Annotated in this window: 13 protein-coding genes and 6 tRNA genes; 16 read left to right on the forward strand and 3 right to left on the reverse strand. The window is 50.3% G+C overall.

The features are described from left to right. Positions 1-824: 824 nt before the first annotated feature. A complete protein-coding gene (gene fldA, locus JFY74_15100) occupies positions 825-1,352 on the forward strand; it encodes a flavodoxin FldA (protein QQG27417.1) in 528 nt (175 codons plus the stop codon). Positions 1,353-1,682: 330 nt separating this feature from the next. Further along, entirely contained in the window at positions 1,683-2,135 is a 453-nt protein-coding gene (gene fur, locus JFY74_15105) for a ferric iron uptake transcriptional regulator (GenBank protein QQG27418.1), read from the forward strand. 63 nt (positions 2,136-2,198) lie between these two features. Here fur and glnS read toward each other — a convergent pair whose 3' ends face one another. Together glnS and JFY74_15115 are read right to left on the reverse strand one after the other, a co-directional pair. Then, the gene (gene glnS, locus JFY74_15110; protein QQG27419.1) at positions 2,199-3,857 is read right to left on the reverse strand and encodes a glutamine--tRNA ligase; all 1,659 of its coding nucleotides are present in this window, start codon (positions 3,855-3,857) and stop codon (positions 2,199-2,201) included. A 190-nt stretch (positions 3,858-4,047) separates the two neighbouring features. Then, positions 4,048-5,544, reverse strand: coding sequence for a PTS transporter subunit EIIBC (locus JFY74_15115; protein ID QQG27420.1), 1,497 nt, complete (start codon positions 5,542-5,544; stop codon positions 4,048-4,050). 358 nt (positions 5,545-5,902) lie between these two features. Between JFY74_15115 and nagB the strand changes: the two genes are divergently transcribed. From nagB to JFY74_15170, 11 genes are all read left to right on the forward strand, one after another. Beyond that, a complete protein-coding gene (gene nagB / locus JFY74_15120; protein ID QQG27421.1) occupies positions 5,903-6,703 on the forward strand; it encodes a glucosamine-6-phosphate deaminase in 801 nt (266 codons plus the stop codon). Positions 6,704-6,721: 18 nt separating this feature from the next. Further along, positions 6,722-7,867, forward strand: a complete 1,146-nt coding sequence (gene nagA / locus JFY74_15125) for an N-acetylglucosamine-6-phosphate deacetylase (protein QQG27422.1) — start codon at positions 6,722-6,724, stop codon at positions 7,865-7,867. Positions 7,868-7,962: 95 nt separating this feature from the next. Further along, positions 7,963-9,186 (forward strand): ROK family protein, encoded by a 1,224-nt coding sequence (locus JFY74_15130; protein QQG27423.1) that lies wholly within the window; start codon positions 7,963-7,965, stop codon positions 9,184-9,186. A gap of 203 nt (positions 9,187-9,389) precedes the next feature. Next, the gene (asnB, locus tag JFY74_15135; GenBank protein QQG27424.1) at positions 9,390-11,054 is read left to right on the forward strand and encodes an asparagine synthase B; all 1,665 of its coding nucleotides are present in this window, start codon (positions 9,390-9,392) and stop codon (positions 11,052-11,054) included. 219 nt (positions 11,055-11,273) lie between these two features. Continuing rightward, positions 11,274-11,350 (forward strand) — tRNA-Met (locus JFY74_15140). Between the two features lie 8 nt (positions 11,351-11,358). Next, positions 11,359-11,443: transfer RNA gene (locus JFY74_15145), tRNA-Leu, on the forward strand. Between the two features lie 57 nt (positions 11,444-11,500). Beyond that, positions 11,501-11,575: transfer RNA gene (locus tag JFY74_15150), tRNA-Gln, on the forward strand. A 35-nt stretch (positions 11,576-11,610) separates the two neighbouring features. Beyond that, positions 11,611-11,685: transfer RNA gene (locus JFY74_15155), tRNA-Gln, on the forward strand. 53 nt (positions 11,686-11,738) lie between these two features. Next, positions 11,739-11,815 (forward strand) — tRNA-Met (locus tag JFY74_15160). Between the two features lie 6 nt (positions 11,816-11,821). After that, a tRNA-Gln gene (locus tag JFY74_15165) sits at positions 11,822-11,896 on the forward strand. Between the two features lie 134 nt (positions 11,897-12,030). Further along, positions 12,031-12,645, forward strand: coding sequence for a hypothetical protein (locus JFY74_15170; GenBank protein ID QQG27425.1), 615 nt, complete (start codon positions 12,031-12,033; stop codon positions 12,643-12,645). A gap of 22 nt (positions 12,646-12,667) precedes the next feature. Here the strand turns inward: JFY74_15170 and ubiF are convergent, their stop codons facing one another. Continuing rightward, positions 12,668-13,834, reverse strand: coding sequence for a 2-octaprenyl-3-methyl-6-methoxy-1,4-benzoquinol hydroxylase (gene ubiF, locus JFY74_15175; protein ID QQG27426.1), 1,167 nt, complete (start codon positions 13,832-13,834; stop codon positions 12,668-12,670). A 226-nt stretch (positions 13,835-14,060) separates the two neighbouring features. Between ubiF and miaB the strand changes: the two genes are divergently transcribed. The 3 genes from miaB (at position 14,061) to ybeY (ending at position 17,288) form a co-directional block, all read left to right on the forward strand. After that, positions 14,061-15,485, forward strand: a complete 1,425-nt coding sequence (miaB, locus tag JFY74_15180; GenBank protein QQG27427.1) for a tRNA (N6-isopentenyl adenosine(37)-C2)-methylthiotransferase MiaB — start codon at positions 14,061-14,063, stop codon at positions 15,483-15,485. 268 nt (positions 15,486-15,753) lie between these two features. Continuing rightward, the gene (locus JFY74_15185) at positions 15,754-16,812 is read left to right on the forward strand and encodes a PhoH family protein (GenBank protein QQG27428.1); all 1,059 of its coding nucleotides are present in this window, start codon (positions 15,754-15,756) and stop codon (positions 16,810-16,812) included. Beyond that, entirely contained in the window at positions 16,809-17,288 is a 480-nt protein-coding gene (gene ybeY / locus JFY74_15190) for an rRNA maturation RNase YbeY (protein QQG27429.1), read from the forward strand. Before JFY74_15185 ends, ybeY begins: the two co-directional genes overlap by 4 nt. Positions 17,289-17,366: the final 78 nt, after the last annotated feature.

Consider the following 17,366-nt stretch of genomic DNA (forward strand, 5'->3'; position numbering starts at 1 on the left):
TCAGAAAATTCACACCATGAAACAGGTCACTTCTCCCTAGCGTTCACATTTCACCGAGTTGAAAACTCAAAAACCACGCTAACTCATCGGCTAAATACAGAGAATATTTAGCGTTCTCTCTATATTTATTAATATAATTTTTCGGACTGAGAATAAACTCACCTGTTTTTATAAATATAAGTTCTTTAATCAGAAGATTGCGAAAAAAGTGCGGCTAGCCCACGCACCATGCGCACCGGCATGAGAGTAGCCCAGGCAGCATAGCAGTTTTTGATGAGTTTCCATTTTATTCTTTAACATCAAATAAATAAAATCATCGCTCACACTTCCGCATCGTTTCAGCTGCAAATGGTTATAATTCTTATTTCCATTCATTAAGAATATTCCCGCAAAATGTTACAGACCTTCAATTCTATAAAAACATTATTTTTTGTACGCATTTTAATTCCCACGAATAGCAATGTACCGCTCCGTGATTTTTATTCTTCACAAACAGAAGCCTGCTTTTAATTACAATCGAAACAAACTATAAAATAAAAAGTGCATTCATAAAAAATGAAACAGCGTTATAAATAAATAGCCGCGACGATATTAAGGAAATGTGCGTGCAATCTCAGACGATAACATAATCCCTATTCATTATAGGGAATTTAGCATCAGCAGGGATGCTTTCATTTTCTTACTTACCTTCGCATTTCATACGCTCTTGATTTACGCATCCTTATCGATACGAGTTTCTCCCGATGTGAGTGTCTGTTATTATTAACAGATAAGTGGGTGAAATATTACACCATACCATTAGGAATCAAGAGGTTATTCAATTCATGGCACTCATCGGAATATTCTTTGGCAGTGATACTGGCAACACTGAAAACATCGCCAAAACGATTCAACAGCAGTTAGGCACCAACGTTGCTGATGTTCATGACATCGCCAAAAGCAGCAAAGAAGACCTCGAAGGTTTCGATATTCTGCTGCTGGGTATTCCAACCTGGTATTACGGTGAAGCTCAGTGCGATTGGGATGACTTCTTCCCGTCGTTGGAAGAAGTGGATTTCACAGGAAAATTGGTTGCCCTGTTTGGCTGCGGCGATCAAGAAGACTATGCAGAATACTTCTGTGATGCCATGGGCACCATCCGTGACATTATTGAGCCTCGCGGCGCGACGATTGTCGGCCACTGGCCAACTGAGGGCTATTACTTTGAAGCCTCTAAAGGACTCGCCGACGACAATCACTTCATCGGCCTGGCTATCGATGAAGACCGTCAGCCTGAACTGACCAGCGAACGCGTAACAACATGGGTGAAACAGATCAGCGATGAGCTGAACCTGAAAGAACTGGTTGGCTAAGCCATTTGAGCTCTGATAATCCCTATCAGAGCTCAAATTAGCATTGATAGGTAAAACCTTTCATAATAATTGATACATTTTTTTAACTTCTATCAGTAAACCTGTACAATAATCCCATCGGCTTTGTATGTGCATCATCATTTCCTCATTCATCAACAACTAATTGCGTTGTATACCAATAGTGTGAATGGGGACAATATTGTTAACATTCGCTTGTTTTCATTTTGTATGCGCGGTTCTATAATTGAGACGCTTTTGCATTTTTTGAGCCGACCGATGTCATAGGCTAGGCAGCCTCCATTGATAAGTAAGCAACAGGATTAAACCCGCATGACTGACAACAATACCGCATTAAAGAAGGCCGGCCTGAAAGTCACTCTTCCAAGACTGAAAATACTGGAAGTGTTACAGGACCCTGTCTGCCATCACGTCAGTGCGGAAGATTTATATAAGAAACTGATTGATATGGGCGAAGAGATTGGTCTTGCTACCGTCTATCGCGTACTCAACCAGTTTGATGATGCGGGTATCGTAACCCGTCATAACTTCGAAGGTGGCAAATCCGTCTTTGAATTGACGCAGCAGCATCATCACGATCACTTAATTTGCCTCGACTGTGGCAAAGTCATTGAATTCCGCGATGAATATATCGAAGCACGTCAGCGCGAGATCGCAGAAAGACACGGCATCAAACTGTCCAACCACAGTCTGTATCTCTATGGGCATTGCAGTGAAGGGGATTGCCGAGAGGATGAAACCCTGCACGATGATTCCACACGATAAATCGACCGCATAAAAAAATAAAACCGCCTAGGCGGTTTTATTTTTGTCTTCTTACCGGTGGCCTTAACCTACCCAAGTATCTCGTAGTCCAACCGTACGGTTAAACACCAGATGTTCTGCACTGGAGTAAACACGGTCAGCACAGAAATAGCCTTCACGCTCAAACTGATACGCTTTCTCTACTTCCGCCTGCGCCAGACTCGCTTCCACAAAACCTTGCGTAATTTTCAGTGAGTCTGGATTAATCGTCGACAGGAAGTCGTCCGCCGCCCCCGGATTGGCCACACTGAACAGGCGATCGTACAAGCGGAATTCTGCTGGTACCGCGTGTGCCGCAGAAACCCAGTGAATAACGCCTTTCACTTTACGGCCATCAGCCGGATCTTTGCTCAGCGTTTCCGCATCATAGCTACAGTAAATCGTGGTGATGGTGCCCTGCTCGTCTTTCTCAATGCGCTCTGCTTTGATCACATAGGCATTACGCAGACGCACTTCTTTACCCAGCACCAGACGCTTGTATTGTTTGTTGGCTTCTTCACGGAAGTCAGCGCGATCGATGTAAACTTCGCGGCTAAATGCGACCTGACGTGAGCCCATTTCCGGCTTGTTCGGATGGTTTGGCATCGCGACAAACTCTTCATGCTCGGCGGGCAAATTCTCGATCACGACTTTGACCGGATCCAACACTGCCATTGCACGCGGAGCATTCTCATTCAGATCGTCACGGATACAGGACTCAAGCGCAGCCATTTCCACGTTGTTATCCTGCTTCGTTACGCCAATGCGTACGCAGAACTCACGGATAGATGACGCGCTGTAACCACGACGGCGCAGACCAGAGATGGTCGGCATACGTGGATCGTCCCATCCTTCAACGACGTTTTCCACAACCAGCTGATTCAGCTTACGCTTGGACATAATCGCGTATTCGAGATTAAGGCGGGAGAACTCGTACTGACGCGGGTGACAAGGAATGGTGATGTTATCCAGCACCCAGTCATACAGACGGCGGTTGTCCTGGAATTCCAGCGTACACAGCGAATGCGTGATCCCTTCCAACGCATCGGAAATGCAGTGGGTGAAGTCATACATCGGATAGATGCACCACTTGTTGCCCGTCTGGTGATGATCGGCAAATTTAATACGATACAACACCGGATCACGCATCACGATAAAGGACGATGCCATATCGATTTTTGCACGCAGACAGGCTGTACCTTCCGCAAACCCGCCGTTGCGCATTTTTTCAAACAGCGCCAGGTTTTCCTGCACGGTACGATCGCGGTAAGGGCTATTTTTGCCCGGCGCCGTCAGCGTACCGCGGTATTCACGGATCTGCTCGGGCGTCAGTTCATCAACGTAAGCCAGCCCTTTACCGATCAGCTCAACCGCATAAGCGTGCAGTTGATCGAAATAATCAGAAGAATAGCGAACGTCGCCGCTCCATGAAAAGCCCAGCCACTCGACGTCACGTTTGATCGACTCAACGTATTCGATATCTTCTTTTACCGGGTTGGTGTCGTCAAAACGCAGGTTGCATTGCCCCTGATAGTCACGCGCGATACCAAAATTCAGGCAAATAGATTTTGCATGCCCAATATGCAGATAGCCGTTCGGCTCTGGCGGGAAACGCGTCTGAATATGGTCATGCTTACCGGACGCCAGATCTTCATCGATAATCTGACGGATAAAGTTGGTTGGGCGGGCTTCAGCCTCACTCATTCTTCATTCCTCAATGCTAAAACGACGTATAACCGACAATGATCCAACAAGCTACGCTGGGAAACAACCGTTAGTTTCATTTAATTATTCATAACGAAAAAAAAGGGCGAGATTGCTATCTCGCCCCACCGCTTTCATCGACATAACATCGCGTTAAACAAGTAACGCCGTCATATTACGCCTTGTCGTACTATATCTTGTCATACTCGGCTTTCAGCGCGGTCGCTATCGATTCAGCCTGCGTACCCACAACAATCTGTACGCTCTGCTTATTCAGACGAATAACGCCCGCCGCACCAAGACGTTTTGCCTGAACATCATCAACCAGAGAGGAATCAGCCACGTTCAAACGCAGACGTGTGATACAGGCATCAATGCCCGTCAGATTGGCTTTTCCACCCAGCGCTTGCAAATAGCCCCGCGCCAACACCGCTGCATCGCTTGATTTCTCGCCCGCAGATGCCGTACTCACGTCATAGCCATCGGCTTCACTACCGCTCACAGCCAGTTCACGCCCCGGCGTTAACAGATTGAAGCGAGTGATGGTAAAACGGAACACCACATAGTAAATGACGAAGAATACCAGTCCCTGAGCAAGCAGCATGTACCACTGGGTAGCCAACGGGTTACGTGAGGACAGCACCATATCGACAAGACCCGCACTGAAACCAAAACCGGCGATCCAATGCATGCTGGCCGCGATAAAGACGGAAAAACCGGTCAGCAGCGCATGCAGGAAATACAGCACTGGCGCGACAAACATGAAGGAGAATTCCAGCGGCTCGGTGATCCCGGTAAAGAAGGAGGCAAATGCCGCCGCCAGCATAATCCCGGCCACTTTGCTTTTGTTTTCAGGGCGCGCACAGTGATAAATCGCCAGCGCCGCTCCCGGCAGGCCGAACATCATAATCGGGAAGAAGCCCGCTTGATAACGTCCGGTGATCCCCACGACAGCTTTGCCAGAGTCGATAGACTGTTGGCCAGCAAGGAAGTTAGGAATATCGTTGATACCCGCGACATCAAACCAGAACACAGAATTCAGCGCATGGTGCAATCCAACAGGAATCAGCAAGCGGTTAAAGAAGGCATAAACCCCGGCGCCAACCGAACCCAACTGCTGAATGTATTCGCCGAACGATACCAGCGCATTGTAAATCACCGGCCAGACGTACATTAAAATGAACGCGATCAGAATCATCAGGAAAGAAACCAGAATCGGCACCAGGCGGCGTCCGCTGAAGAAAGACAGCGCCTTGGGCAACTCAACCTGACTAAAGCGGTTATACAGTTCGGCGGACATGACACCGACCAGAATCCCGATAAATTGGTTTTCAATCTTGCCAAACGCAGCAGGTACCTGTTCAACAGGGATCCGTTGGATCATGGCAACAACGGCCGGCGAACACAGCGTGGTCAGCACCAGATAACCGACAAAACCGGTTAATGCCGCCGCACCATCTTTATCTTTAGACATACCGTACGCGACACCAACGGCAAACAGCACGGCCATGTGCCCGATAATCGCCTCACCCGATTTGATGAGGAGTGCCGCCAACGCATTCTCGCTTCCCCAACCAACCGGATCAATCCAGTAACCTATCCCCATGAGGATAGCGGCAGCAGGCAGCGTCGCGACAGGCACCATCAATGCCCGACCGACTTTTTGTAAATAGCTCAGAGTACTCACTTTTCCCTCTCTTACCTTTGTGAGGTAATGAAATGTTGTGGGGCAAACAAACCTGCCAATAAATTTCACTGCCGAAGAACATCGCTGTCGAAAAACGCCATTGTCGAAAAAATGTGGCAGCGGTGGTTCTTAGGGGGAGTGTAAGAAAAATAATTCGCTACACAAATTAAACCCCGTAATTATGTGATAAAAATCACCAAAAAACTGCATACAAAAAGTTTATACCTGAATAAAACCCCAACTTATTTCAAGATTAAAAAAAACGGAGTAGACTAATTTTAATGCATAGACAAAACGCGCAGCTGGCGCGATTTGCGCAATAACATATTTAATTCCACTAAAAATCAGGAGAGCGCTGATGAGACTCATTCCTTTAACCACCGCCGCCGACGTCGGAAAATGGGCCGCCCGCCACATCGTTGAGAAAATTAACGCTTTCAAGCCCAGTGCAGAGCGCCCTTTTATTCTGGGGTTGCCGACAGGCAGTTCGCCGCTGGAGGCCTACAAATCGCTGGTCACCATGCACAAAGCGGGGCTGGTGAGCTTCAAACACGTCATCACCTTCAATATGGATGAATATGTCGGCCTGCCGACCGACCACCCAGAAAGCTATCATACCTTCATGCATCAGAATTTTTTCAATCACGTTGATATTCCGCGTGAAAACATTAACCTGTTGAACGGCAACGCAGAAGACACCACAGCAGAATGTCGCCGCTATGAAGAGAAAATAAAGTCCTACGGGAAAATTCATCTTTTCATGGGCGGCGTGGGTAATGACGGACATATCGCCTTCAATGAACCCGCCTCCTCTCTGGCCTCCCGCACACGCATCAAAACGTTGACAGAAGAAACCCGTATCGCCAATTCCCGTTTCTTCGGCGGGGACGTCAGTCTGGTGCCTAAATTTGCCCTGACCGTGGGTGTCGGTACGCTGCTGGATGCCGAAGAAGTGATGATTCTGGTGACCGGTCGTAACAAGGCGCAGGCACTACAGGCTGCGGTAGAAGGCAATGTTAACCATATGTGGACCATCAGTTGCCTGCAACTTCATGCCAAAGCCATCATGGTTTGTGACGAGCCTTCAACAATGGAGCTGAAGGTAAAAACCGTTAAATACTTCCGTGAATTAGAAACGGAAAGTATGAAAAATCTCTAACCGATGCGGGAGTCGATGATGTACGCGTTAACCCATAGCCGGATTTTCACCGGCCATCAGATTCTGGATAATCACGCCGTCGTGATTGCCGATGGGCTGATCGAACGAATCTGCCCACTTGCCGAACTTCCTGCCGGCATTGAACAACACGACCTGGGCGGTGCATTCCTCTCCTCGGGGTTTATCGATCTCCAGTTGAACGGCTGCGGTGGCGTGCAGTTCAACGACTCGCTGGACACGATCTCCGTCAAAACATTGGAGATCATGCAGCAGGCAAATGAGCGTTCAGGCTGTACCAGTTTTTTACCTACGCTGATTACCTCCAGCGATGCCTTTATGAAGCACAGCATCAGCGTGATGAGAGACTGGCTGGCGCAGAATCAGCATCAGGCGCTTGGGTTACATCTCGAAGGTCCGTGGCTGAATGTGCTAAAGAAAGGCACGCATGACCCTGCTTTTATCCGCAAACCAACGCAAGAGTTGGTCGACTTTCTGTGCGCCAACGCGGATGCCATTACGAAAATCACGTTGGCACCGGAAGAAGTCGAACCGTCGGTTATCCGTCAGCTAACGGCCGCGGGCATTATCGTCTCTGCTGGGCATTCCAACGCCACCTGGGAACAGGCTAAGCAGGGTTTTTCCGCCGGTATTCGTTTCGCCACCCACCTGTTCAACGCCATGCCGTATCTGACTGGCCGAGAACCTGGATTGGTCGGCGCGATTTACGACGCTCCGGAAGTCTATTGCGGTATTATCGCGGATGGACGACACGTTGACTGGGCCAATATTCGCAACAGTAAACGCATCAAGGGCGATAAACTGGTGTTGGTGACCGACGCCACAGCACCGGCCGGTGCGGATATTGACCAGTTCATTTTTGCTGGTAAAACCATATACTACCGTGATGGTATTTGTGTCGATGAACACGGCACTCTGAGTGGTTCGGCACTGACCATGATCGAAGCCGTGCGTAATAGCGTCGAACATGCGGGTATCGCGCTGGATGAAGCAATTCGGATGGCAACGCTCTATCCCGCTCGCGCCATCGGAGTGGATAAGCAGTTAGGCAGTATTGAAAGCGGTAAAGTGGCCAACCTGACCGTCTTTGACCGTGACTATCACATTCTCAAGACGTTTGTTAACGGTAATCCTGTTTGGGGATAAAACGAGAAACGCCTTGGGGTAAAGCGGAAATACGTTGGGTAAACTGCGATAAGGTTTACCCAACGTTGAGTGAAACCTAAGCGAGTAACTTCTTAATGACCACAGGCGGACAAGCGCAGATAGGGAATGTCGATCTGGTTAAACAATTAAACAGTGCGGTGGTTTATCGCCTGATTGACCAGCAGGGTCCGATCTCACGAATTCAGATAGCAGAACAGAGCCAGCTTGCCCCCGCCAGCGTCACCAAAATCACCCGCCAGCTTCTGGAACGTGGGCTCATCAAAGAAGTCGATCAGCAGGCCTCCACCGGTGGCAGACGCGCCATTTCGATTATTACCGAAAACCGCCCTTTCCATACCATAGCCGTACGCCTTGGCCGTTACGATGCCACTATTGCGCTGTATGATTTGCAAGGAAAAACGCTGGAAGAAGCGCACTACGAACTGCAAGAAAAAACGCAGGCGTCGCTGGAAGCCGCACTCTTTCAGGCCATCGGCGGCTTTATTGCCAGCCATCAACGCCGCATTCGCGAGCTCATTGCGATCTCCGTTGTGCTGCCGGGGCTGGTTGATCCCGTTGCGGGCATCGTCCGCTATATGCCGCACATCAGCGTGGATAACTGGCAACTGGTCGAAAACCTGCAACGCCAATTCAATGTTACCAGCTTTGTCGGTCACGATATCCGCAGCCTGGCGCTGGCAGAACACTATTTCGGTGCCACCCACGATTCACTGGACTCTATTCTGGTACGCGTCCATCGCGGCACAGGCGCGGGTATTCTCGTCAACGGGCAAATTTTTCTTGGCAGCAACGGCAACGTGGGCGAGATCGGCCATATTCAGATCGATCCGCTCGGCGATCGCTGCCACTGCGGCAATTTCGGCTGTCTGGAAACCGTCGTCGCCAACGCAGCCATTGAACAGCGCGTACGACACCTGCTGGGTCAGGGCTACCCCAGCAAGCTTTCTACCGATAACTGTACGATTTCTACGATTTGCAAAGCGGCAAATCGAGGTGATGCCCTCGCCCGTGAAGTTATCGAACAGGCTGGGCTCAATCTCGGCAAAGCACTGTCCATCGCGATCAATCTGTTCAATCCTCAGAAAGTCGTGATTGCCGGTGAAATTACCGAAGCAGAAAAGACGCTGCTTCCTGCAATTCAGCGCTGTATCAACACGCAAGTGCTGAAAGAATTTCGTCATAATCTGCCGATTGAGGTCTCTAGCCTCAACCATCTTTCTGCTATCAGCGCGTTCGCGTTGGTCAAACGGGCGATGCTAAACGGTGTGTTGCTACAGCAATTGCTCGAAAACGCCTGATTCCCTTTCTGGCCGGATTATGTAATCACTAAAAATCCGGCCTTTCCCTTCTATGAATTTGACGAATCAACACCAAAAAAACGTATAAATTAACGAAAAACCATGTCGATGGCTTTTTTCATTAAATAATATTGAATTCCTATGGCACTTTGATGCTAAATCAATAGCACTGAGTTCGAATCTGTCATTACTGGGAGTCATGTATGTGTTCTATTTTTGGTGTGCTTGATCTGAAAAGCGATCCTGTTGAACTGCGTAAGAAAGCGCTGGAATTATCCCGTTTGATGCGTCACCGCGGGCCAGACTGGTCTGGCGTTTATGCCAGCGACAAAGCGATTCTGGCTCACGAACGTCTGTCTATCGTTGACGTCAACACGGGCGCACAGCCGCTTTACAACGCCGAGCGCACCCACATTCTGGCCGTTAACGGTGAAATTTATAACCATCAGGCATTGCGTCAGCAATACGGTGACCGTTACGCGTTCCAGACTGGCTCTGACTGCGAAGTGATTCTGGCGCTGTATCAGGAAAAAGGCGCTGCATTCCTGGATGAACTGCGCGGCATGTTCGCCTTTGCCCTGTATGACAGCGAAAAAGACGCCTACCTCATTGGCCGTGACCACCTCGGCATCATCCCGTTGTATATGGGTTACGATGAGCACGGCAACCTCTACGTCGCTTCTGAAATGAAAGCGCTGGTGCCGGTTTGCCGCACCATCAAAGAATTCCCTGCTGGCAGCTACCTGTGGAGCAAAGACGGCGAAATTCGCGAATATTACCAGCGTGACTGGTTTGATTACGACGCAGTAAAAGACAACGAAACGGATAAAGAAGCGCTGCGCGATGCGCTGGAAGAAGCGGTGAAAAGCCACCTGATGTCTGACGTGCCCTACGGCGTGTTGCTTTCTGGTGGTCTGGATTCCTCCGTTATCTCCGCGATCACCAAAAAATATGCGGCACGTCGCGTAGAAGATGACGAGCGTAGTGAAGCCTGGTGGCCTCAGTTGCACTCTTTCGCTGTCGGTTTGGAAGGTGCGCCAGATTTGAAAGCGGCGCAGGAAGTCGCTAACCACTTAGGCACCGTGCACCACGAAATTCACTTCACCGTGCAGGAAGGGCTGGATGCGATTCGTGACGTGATTTATCACATCGAAACCTATGACGTCACCACGATTCGTGCTTCAACGCCGATGTACCTGATGTCCCGCAAAATCAAAGCGATGGGCATCAAGATGGTGCTGTCTGGTGAAGGTTCTGACGAAGTGTTCGGCGGCTATCTCTATTTCCACAAAGCGCCAAACGCCAAAGAGCTGCATGAAGAAACCGTGCGTAAACTGCTGGCACTGCACCAATACGACTGCGCCCGCGCCAACAAAGCGATGTCAGCCTGGGGCGTGGAAGCGCGCGTACCGTTCCTGGACAAAAACTTCCTCGATGTCGCGATGCGCATCAACCCACGCGACAAAATGTGTGGCAACGGCAAGATGGAAAAACACATCCTGCGCGAGTGCTTTGAATCCTACCTGCCGCACAGCGTTGCATGGCGTCAGAAAGAACAGTTCTCTGACGGCGTGGGCTACAGCTGGATCGACACACTGAAAGAAGTGGCGGCTAACCAAGTTACCGATCAACAGTTAGAAACAGCACGCTTCCGCTTCCCGTACAATACGCCGGGCTCCAAAGAAGCCTACCTGTACCGTGAAATCTTCGAAGAGCTGTTCCCAGTTCCAAGCGCGGCAGAATGCGTACCAGGTGGCCCATCCGTCGCCTGTTCGTCTGCGAAAGCGATTGAGTGGGATGAATCCTTCAAGAAACTGGATGATCCATCAGGCCGCGCGGTTGGCGTACACCAGTCCGCCTACAAATAATTCGATTTAATTTCTTCAATCAACGGGCCTTTCGTGGCCCGTTTTTGTATGCTTAATTGACTGGGAATGCGTGCTTTTTGGCGTTTTTCTCACCATACTGTTCACAACCCAAACAAACGATACATTGAGGGCACTTTTCGGGAAAAAACTAGTTGACGCAATTAGGCCAACTACGCATAATGCGCCCCGCAACGCCGATGAAGGTGACGCGGAAAAGATGGCTACGTAGCTCAGCTGGTTAGAGCACAGCACTCATAATGCTGGGGTCACAGGTTCGATTCCCGTCGTAGCCACCATATTTTTTGCGGGAGTGGCGAAATTGGTAGACGCACCAGATTTAGGTTCTGGCGCCGCAAGGTGTGCGAGTTCAAGTCTCGCCTCCCGCACCATTATCATCTTCTCGGTCTGACATCGCTTTTCGAAGCCTGTTGGTGTTTTGTAGTGATTGGGGTATCGCCAAGCGGTAAGGCACCGGTTTTTGATACCGGCATTCCCTGGTTCGAATCCAGGTACCCCAGCCATTTCAAAACATATGCTGGAAAACTCGTTGTCCTGTTGGGGTATCGCCAAGCGGTAAGGCACTGGTTTTTGATACCAGCATTCCCTGGTTCGAATCCAGGTACCCCAGCCATCTACTTGATAGTAGAAGATTTGTTGAAGTGAAGTAACATTAGCAATAAGTTTGGCTACGTAGCTCAGCTGGTTAGAGCACAGCACTCATAATGCTGGGGTCACAGGTTCGATTCCCGTCGTAGCCACCATATTTTTGGGGTATCGCCAAGCGGTAAGGCACCGGATTCTGATTCCGGCATTCCGAGGTTCGAATCCTCGTACCCCAGCCAAATAAAGCTGGTAAAACAGCAAAGAAACGGGGCGACAGTCGAAAGACGTCGCCCCGTTTTGTTATGTCTGGTATTAACATAGTCTGGTGTTAATATATCCAAACCAATCATTCGATTTTCCTAAAAGGGCGGGCATGAAGGTTTTATCTACATCCTCTGTTACTCATGGTTTCAGCCACGTTGTGCTGCCACAGCAGAATAACATCGGTCAATCGCGATGGTCTGTCAGACGCCCGCAGTTAACCACACTGTTACTCAGCGTGGCGTTGCTGTTTTGCTTCATCACGTCAGCTTATGCCGCCAATGTCTCTTCTTTTAAGATGTCATCGCAAACGTTCGCTGATCGGATGAATGCCAATCTGACGAAACTCAATATCCCCCTTAAATTGACCATTAAGTTGGAAAAGGGAAGCTCCGTCGATGACTTTCAGCACATTTTTAACGAGCATGTTGGATTAATTGGGTCAGTAGAGAGTAAAGGCCAACAGCTTAATGGACTCGTGATACTCAACGCCGCGTCAGAATCCCCCGAAGCAACAAGACTGAATCTGCAAATCGTCACAGCCGCATTTTCTGCGCTATTGGGCGAGAACAATCTGGAAAGCCCTGAGCTGACCGAGATGATGTTCGGCCTGCTTCAGGATAGCCAAGCCTCAGGCAAAAGTGTTCGGCAGATAGGAAAGGTTCGCTTTACCGCAACAACCAATGAGGACACCGATATTATCTTCACCGCCGAGCCCGTGCAGTAGCGGGCGGCGTCCTCATTATTCATCAGACGCCAATGGCATATTTCAATGCGCGCTGTTTTAACACGCCAGCGCGCTGTGCAACCATCAGCGCCATATTGCGTGCAAAGCTCAGCGGCGGTAACGCATTACTGAACGCGTTATAGAAGAGATCCATCCCGCTTTGCATCATCAGATTATCCGGCATACGGCGGCACTGATAGCGGCGTAAAACACGCTCAGAAGCCCATTCTTCTCCCGCATTGCGTGCGTTAATTAGCACATCCAGCAGCGCCTCAACGTCGCGATACCCCAGATTAACCCCCTGCCCTGCCAGCGGATTGATGGTATGCGCGGCATCGCCCAGCAGCACCAAGCCTGGCTTGATATAGGTTTGCGCATGGCGTCTGACCAGCGGGAATGATCCGGCGGAGAGCGCCTTGACCGCGCCCAATCGCTCAGGAAACGCGGCCGCAATTTCTTTATCCAGCTGTGTAAGCGGCATCGCCTGAAGCTGACGAATGCGCTGCGGACTGTCATACCACACCAGCGATCCCCACTGGTCAAACAGCGGCAAAAACGCACGCGGGCCGCTCGGCGTAAACTGCTGCCAGGTCACATCCTGCTGGGGTTGAGAGGTCTCTACGCCGATCAACATACAAGACTGACGATACTGCCAGCCGCTGATGCCAATCCCCGCCCACTGGCGAACCTGAGAATTCGCGCCATCGGCCCCCATCACCAGCGCAGCCGTCAGCTGTTGCCCATCAGCAAGCTGTAAACACCAACCATCATCGGTGCGTTGCAAGTTCTGCGGCGTAGCTGGGCAATAGCATTGGCAGCGATCCTCTTCTTGCAAACTTTCCCAAAGCGCCAGTTGCAGCACGCGGTTTTCCACCATAAAACCCAGTTCAGGCAGGTGAATGTCGGCAGCATCAAAAACGACTCTGGCATTCGCCCATTCCCAGGTTTCCAGCCGACGGTAAGGCGCGCTGCGCATCTGCTGTACCCGCTGCCATGCGCCCAGTTCTTTCAATAGCGCAACCGACGCATAACCAATCGCCGAGATCCGTAAATCTGGCGGACTGGCGGCATCAAACAGCGTCGGCATTTCCTGCTCAACGACTGCAACCTGAAATCCTTGCTGTGCCAGCCCAAGCGCCGCGGCCGCACCGACCATGCCACCGCCAACCACAATCGCATCGTAATGCATATTGGCTTTATCCTCTCTGGTTCTGGTTTATTCACACCAGTAAAAATGCATGAAAATAGTGTACTGGATTTGCGGGTAACTTTTCAGAAAAGCCGCATTTTTATAGAAAGTAAGGAGTTATCAAATCAGCGTGGTTTCCGGCGCTGGTCACAACGTCGGCGAGCGATTACAATACCCCCCCAAATGAGGGGAATCTTTCTTATCCGCACTGAGTAATGGTAAGTCGATGACAAAAAAACTGCATATTAAAACCTGGGGCTGTCAGATGAATGAGTACGATTCATCGAAGATGGCTGATTTACTGGGAAGTACGCACGGCTATGAGCTGACTGAAATCGCTGAAGAAGCCGATGTCCTGCTGCTCAATACCTGCTCGATCCGTGAAAAGGCGCAGGAAAAGGTCTTCCATCAACTTGGCCGTTGGAAAACGCTGAAAGATCTCAATCCGAACCTGATTATTGGTGTCGGTGGCTGCGTGGCGTCACAGGAAGGCGCGCATATTCGTGAACGTGCGCACTACGTTGACGTTATTTTTGGCCCGCAAACCTTGCACCGCCTGCCGGAAATGATTAATCACGTTCAGGGCACGCGTAGCCCCATCGTTGACATCAGTTTCCCTGAAATCGAAAAATTCGACCGCCTGCCAGAACCGCGCGCCGAAGGGCCGACGGCTTTCGTCTCCATCATGGAAGGCTGTAATAAATATTGCACATTCTGCGTTGTGCCTTATACCCGCGGCGAAGAAGTCAGCCGCCCGTGCGATGATGTGTTGTTTGAAATCGCTCAGCTGGCCGCGCAAGGCGTGCGTGAAGTTAACCTTTTAGGACAGAACGTCAACGCTTATCGCGGCGAAACCTATGACGGTGAAATCTGCTCCTTTGCTGAGCTGCTGCGTCTGGTTGCCGCTATTGACGGGATCGACCGTGTTCGCTTCACTACCAGCCATCCGATTGAGTTCACAGACGATATTATCAGCGTCTATGAAGATACCCCGGAGTTGGTCAGCTTCCTGCATTTACCGGTGCAAAGCGGCTCTGACCGCGTGCTGACGATGATGAAACGCCGCCATACCGCGCTGGAATACAAAGCGATCATCCGTAAGCTGCACAACGCGCGCCCTGGCATCCTGATTAGCTCTGACTTTATCGTCGGTTTCCCTGGTGAAACGCAGGCTGACTTTGAACAGACGATGAAGCTGATTGCCGATGTGAATTTCGATATGAGCTACAGCTTTGTCTATTCCGCCCGTCCAGGAACACCGGCGGCGGATATGGTTGATGATGTGCCAGAAGAAGAGAAAAAACAGCGTCTGTATCTTCTGCAAGAACGCATCACTCAGCAGGCAATGCGGTTTAGCCGCCTCATGGTAGGCACCATCCAGCGTATTCTGGTAGAAGGCACCTCACGTAAGAGTGTGATGGAGCTGTCTGGCCGTACGGAAAATAACCGCGTCGTTAACTTCGAAGGCACGCCGGATATGATCGGTAAATTCGTCGATGTGGAAATCGTTGATGTTTATACCAACTCGCTGCGCGGCATCGTGGTACGTACCGAAGATCAAATGGATCTGCGCGTACATGAATCACCATCTTCCGTGATTGCGCGTACCCGCAAAGAGAATGAGATTGGCGTCGGGTTCTATCAGCCGTAACCGACGTTCATTCCCGTCTCAGCATGATGGTGGGTGGCTTTGCCACCCATTTTTTATGGCAGGTTATCCATTCAATAATCCGTTTCAATTTCATGCTGCTTACATTTGCTTTTGCGAGGCAGCATCCCAATATCATGATTGTGACTTGCACCATCGGGCATTCACGATGAATAATTCATCCATAGGGCGGACACATCAGGCCGTCTGACAACTGTTCACTTTGTGCGGGCAGGATGGAGCCAGCACAGTAACGCTCAAGAGGAATAATTTGAACGTAACGACAAAAGAGATTGCCCTTGAACCCGCCGATAACCAACGCCTGCTCAGCCTTTGCGGTCCGTTTGATGACAATATTAAACAGTTAGAACGCCGCTTAGGCATAGAGATCAACCGCCGGGATAATCAATTTAAACTGGTCGGTAAAAGCCTGCTGACGCAAGCTGCCGCCGATATCCTGCAACGTCTGTATGTCGATACGGCCCCGGTACGTGGCGTCATTGGTGATATCGATCCTGAGCAAATTCACCTTGCGATTAAAGAATCCCGCGTGCTGGAACAGTCTGCGGAACACGTTCCTGACTATGGCAAAGTGGTCAACATCCGCACCAAACGCGGCGTGATCAAACCGCGTACACCGAATCAGGCGCAGTATGTCGCCAACATCCTCGATCACGACATCACGTTCGGCGTTGGCCCTGCGGGAACGGGGAAAACCTACTTAGCTGTCGCTGCCGCCGTAGATGCGTTGGAGCGTCAGGATATTCGCCGCATTCTGTTAACGCGCCCAGCAGTCGAAGCGGGTGAAAAGCTGGGTTTCCTGCCTGGCGATCTGAGCCAGAAAGTCGATCCTTATTTGCGCCCACTTTATGATGCCCTGTTTGAAATGCTGGGCTTTGAGCGTGTAGAGAAGCTCATCGAACGCAACGTGATTGAAGTCGCGCCGCTGGCTTACATGCGTGGCCGAACGCTAAACGATGCCTTTATCATTCTGGATGAAAGCCAGAACACCACCATCGAACAGATGAAAATGTTCCTGACACGCATCGGGTTCAACTCAAAAGCGGTCATCACGGGTGACGTCACGCAGATCGATCTGCCGAAGAATCTGAAATCCGGCTTACGCCACGCGATAGAAGTGCTGGCTGATGTGGAAGAGATCAGCTTTAACTTTTTCCACAGCGAAGACGTGGTGCGCCATCCAGTGGTCGCACGGATTGTGAATGCCTATGAAGCGTGGGAAAATGCCGAACAGAAACGTAAAGACGCCTTAGCAGAACAGCGTAAGCGTGAAGCACAGGCTGCGGCATCAGATCAGGAGCAAAAATGAGTCAGGTGATTCTGGATTTACAAATCGCCAGCGAGCAAGCACAGGGGCTACCGGAAGAAAAAGACTTTCAGCGCTGGCTGGAAGGCGTTCTGCCGCAGTTTCAGGAAGTCTCTGAAGTCACCATCCGTATCGTGGATGAGGCCGAAAGCCGCGACCTGAATAACACCTATCGTGGTAAAGACAAGCCAACCAACGTGCTGTCGTTTCCTTTTGAGGCACCGCCTGAAGTCGAGCTTCCTTTGCTTGGCGATTTAATCATCTGCCGTCAGGTTGTCGAGCGTGAAGCCGCCGAGCAGGAAAAAACCATAGAAGAGCACTGGGCGCATATGGTTGTCCATGGTAGCCTGCATCTGCTAGGGTACGACCATATCGAAGACAGCGAAGCCGAAGAAATGGAAGCGCTGGAAACCGAGATTATGCAGGGCATGGGTTATGCCGATCCCTACCTTGCAGAAAAAGATGGCCTCACCGAATAAATAGAAATACATTTTGTCTAGCTCGAGATCGGGAAGATATCGGGCATTTGTCTTCACATATCAGCCACTGTGCCGCTT

This window comes from Pectobacterium carotovorum (assembly GCA_016415585.1).
GTDB classification, from domain to species: Bacteria; Pseudomonadota; Gammaproteobacteria; order Enterobacterales; family Enterobacteriaceae; genus Pectobacterium; species Pectobacterium carotovorum_K.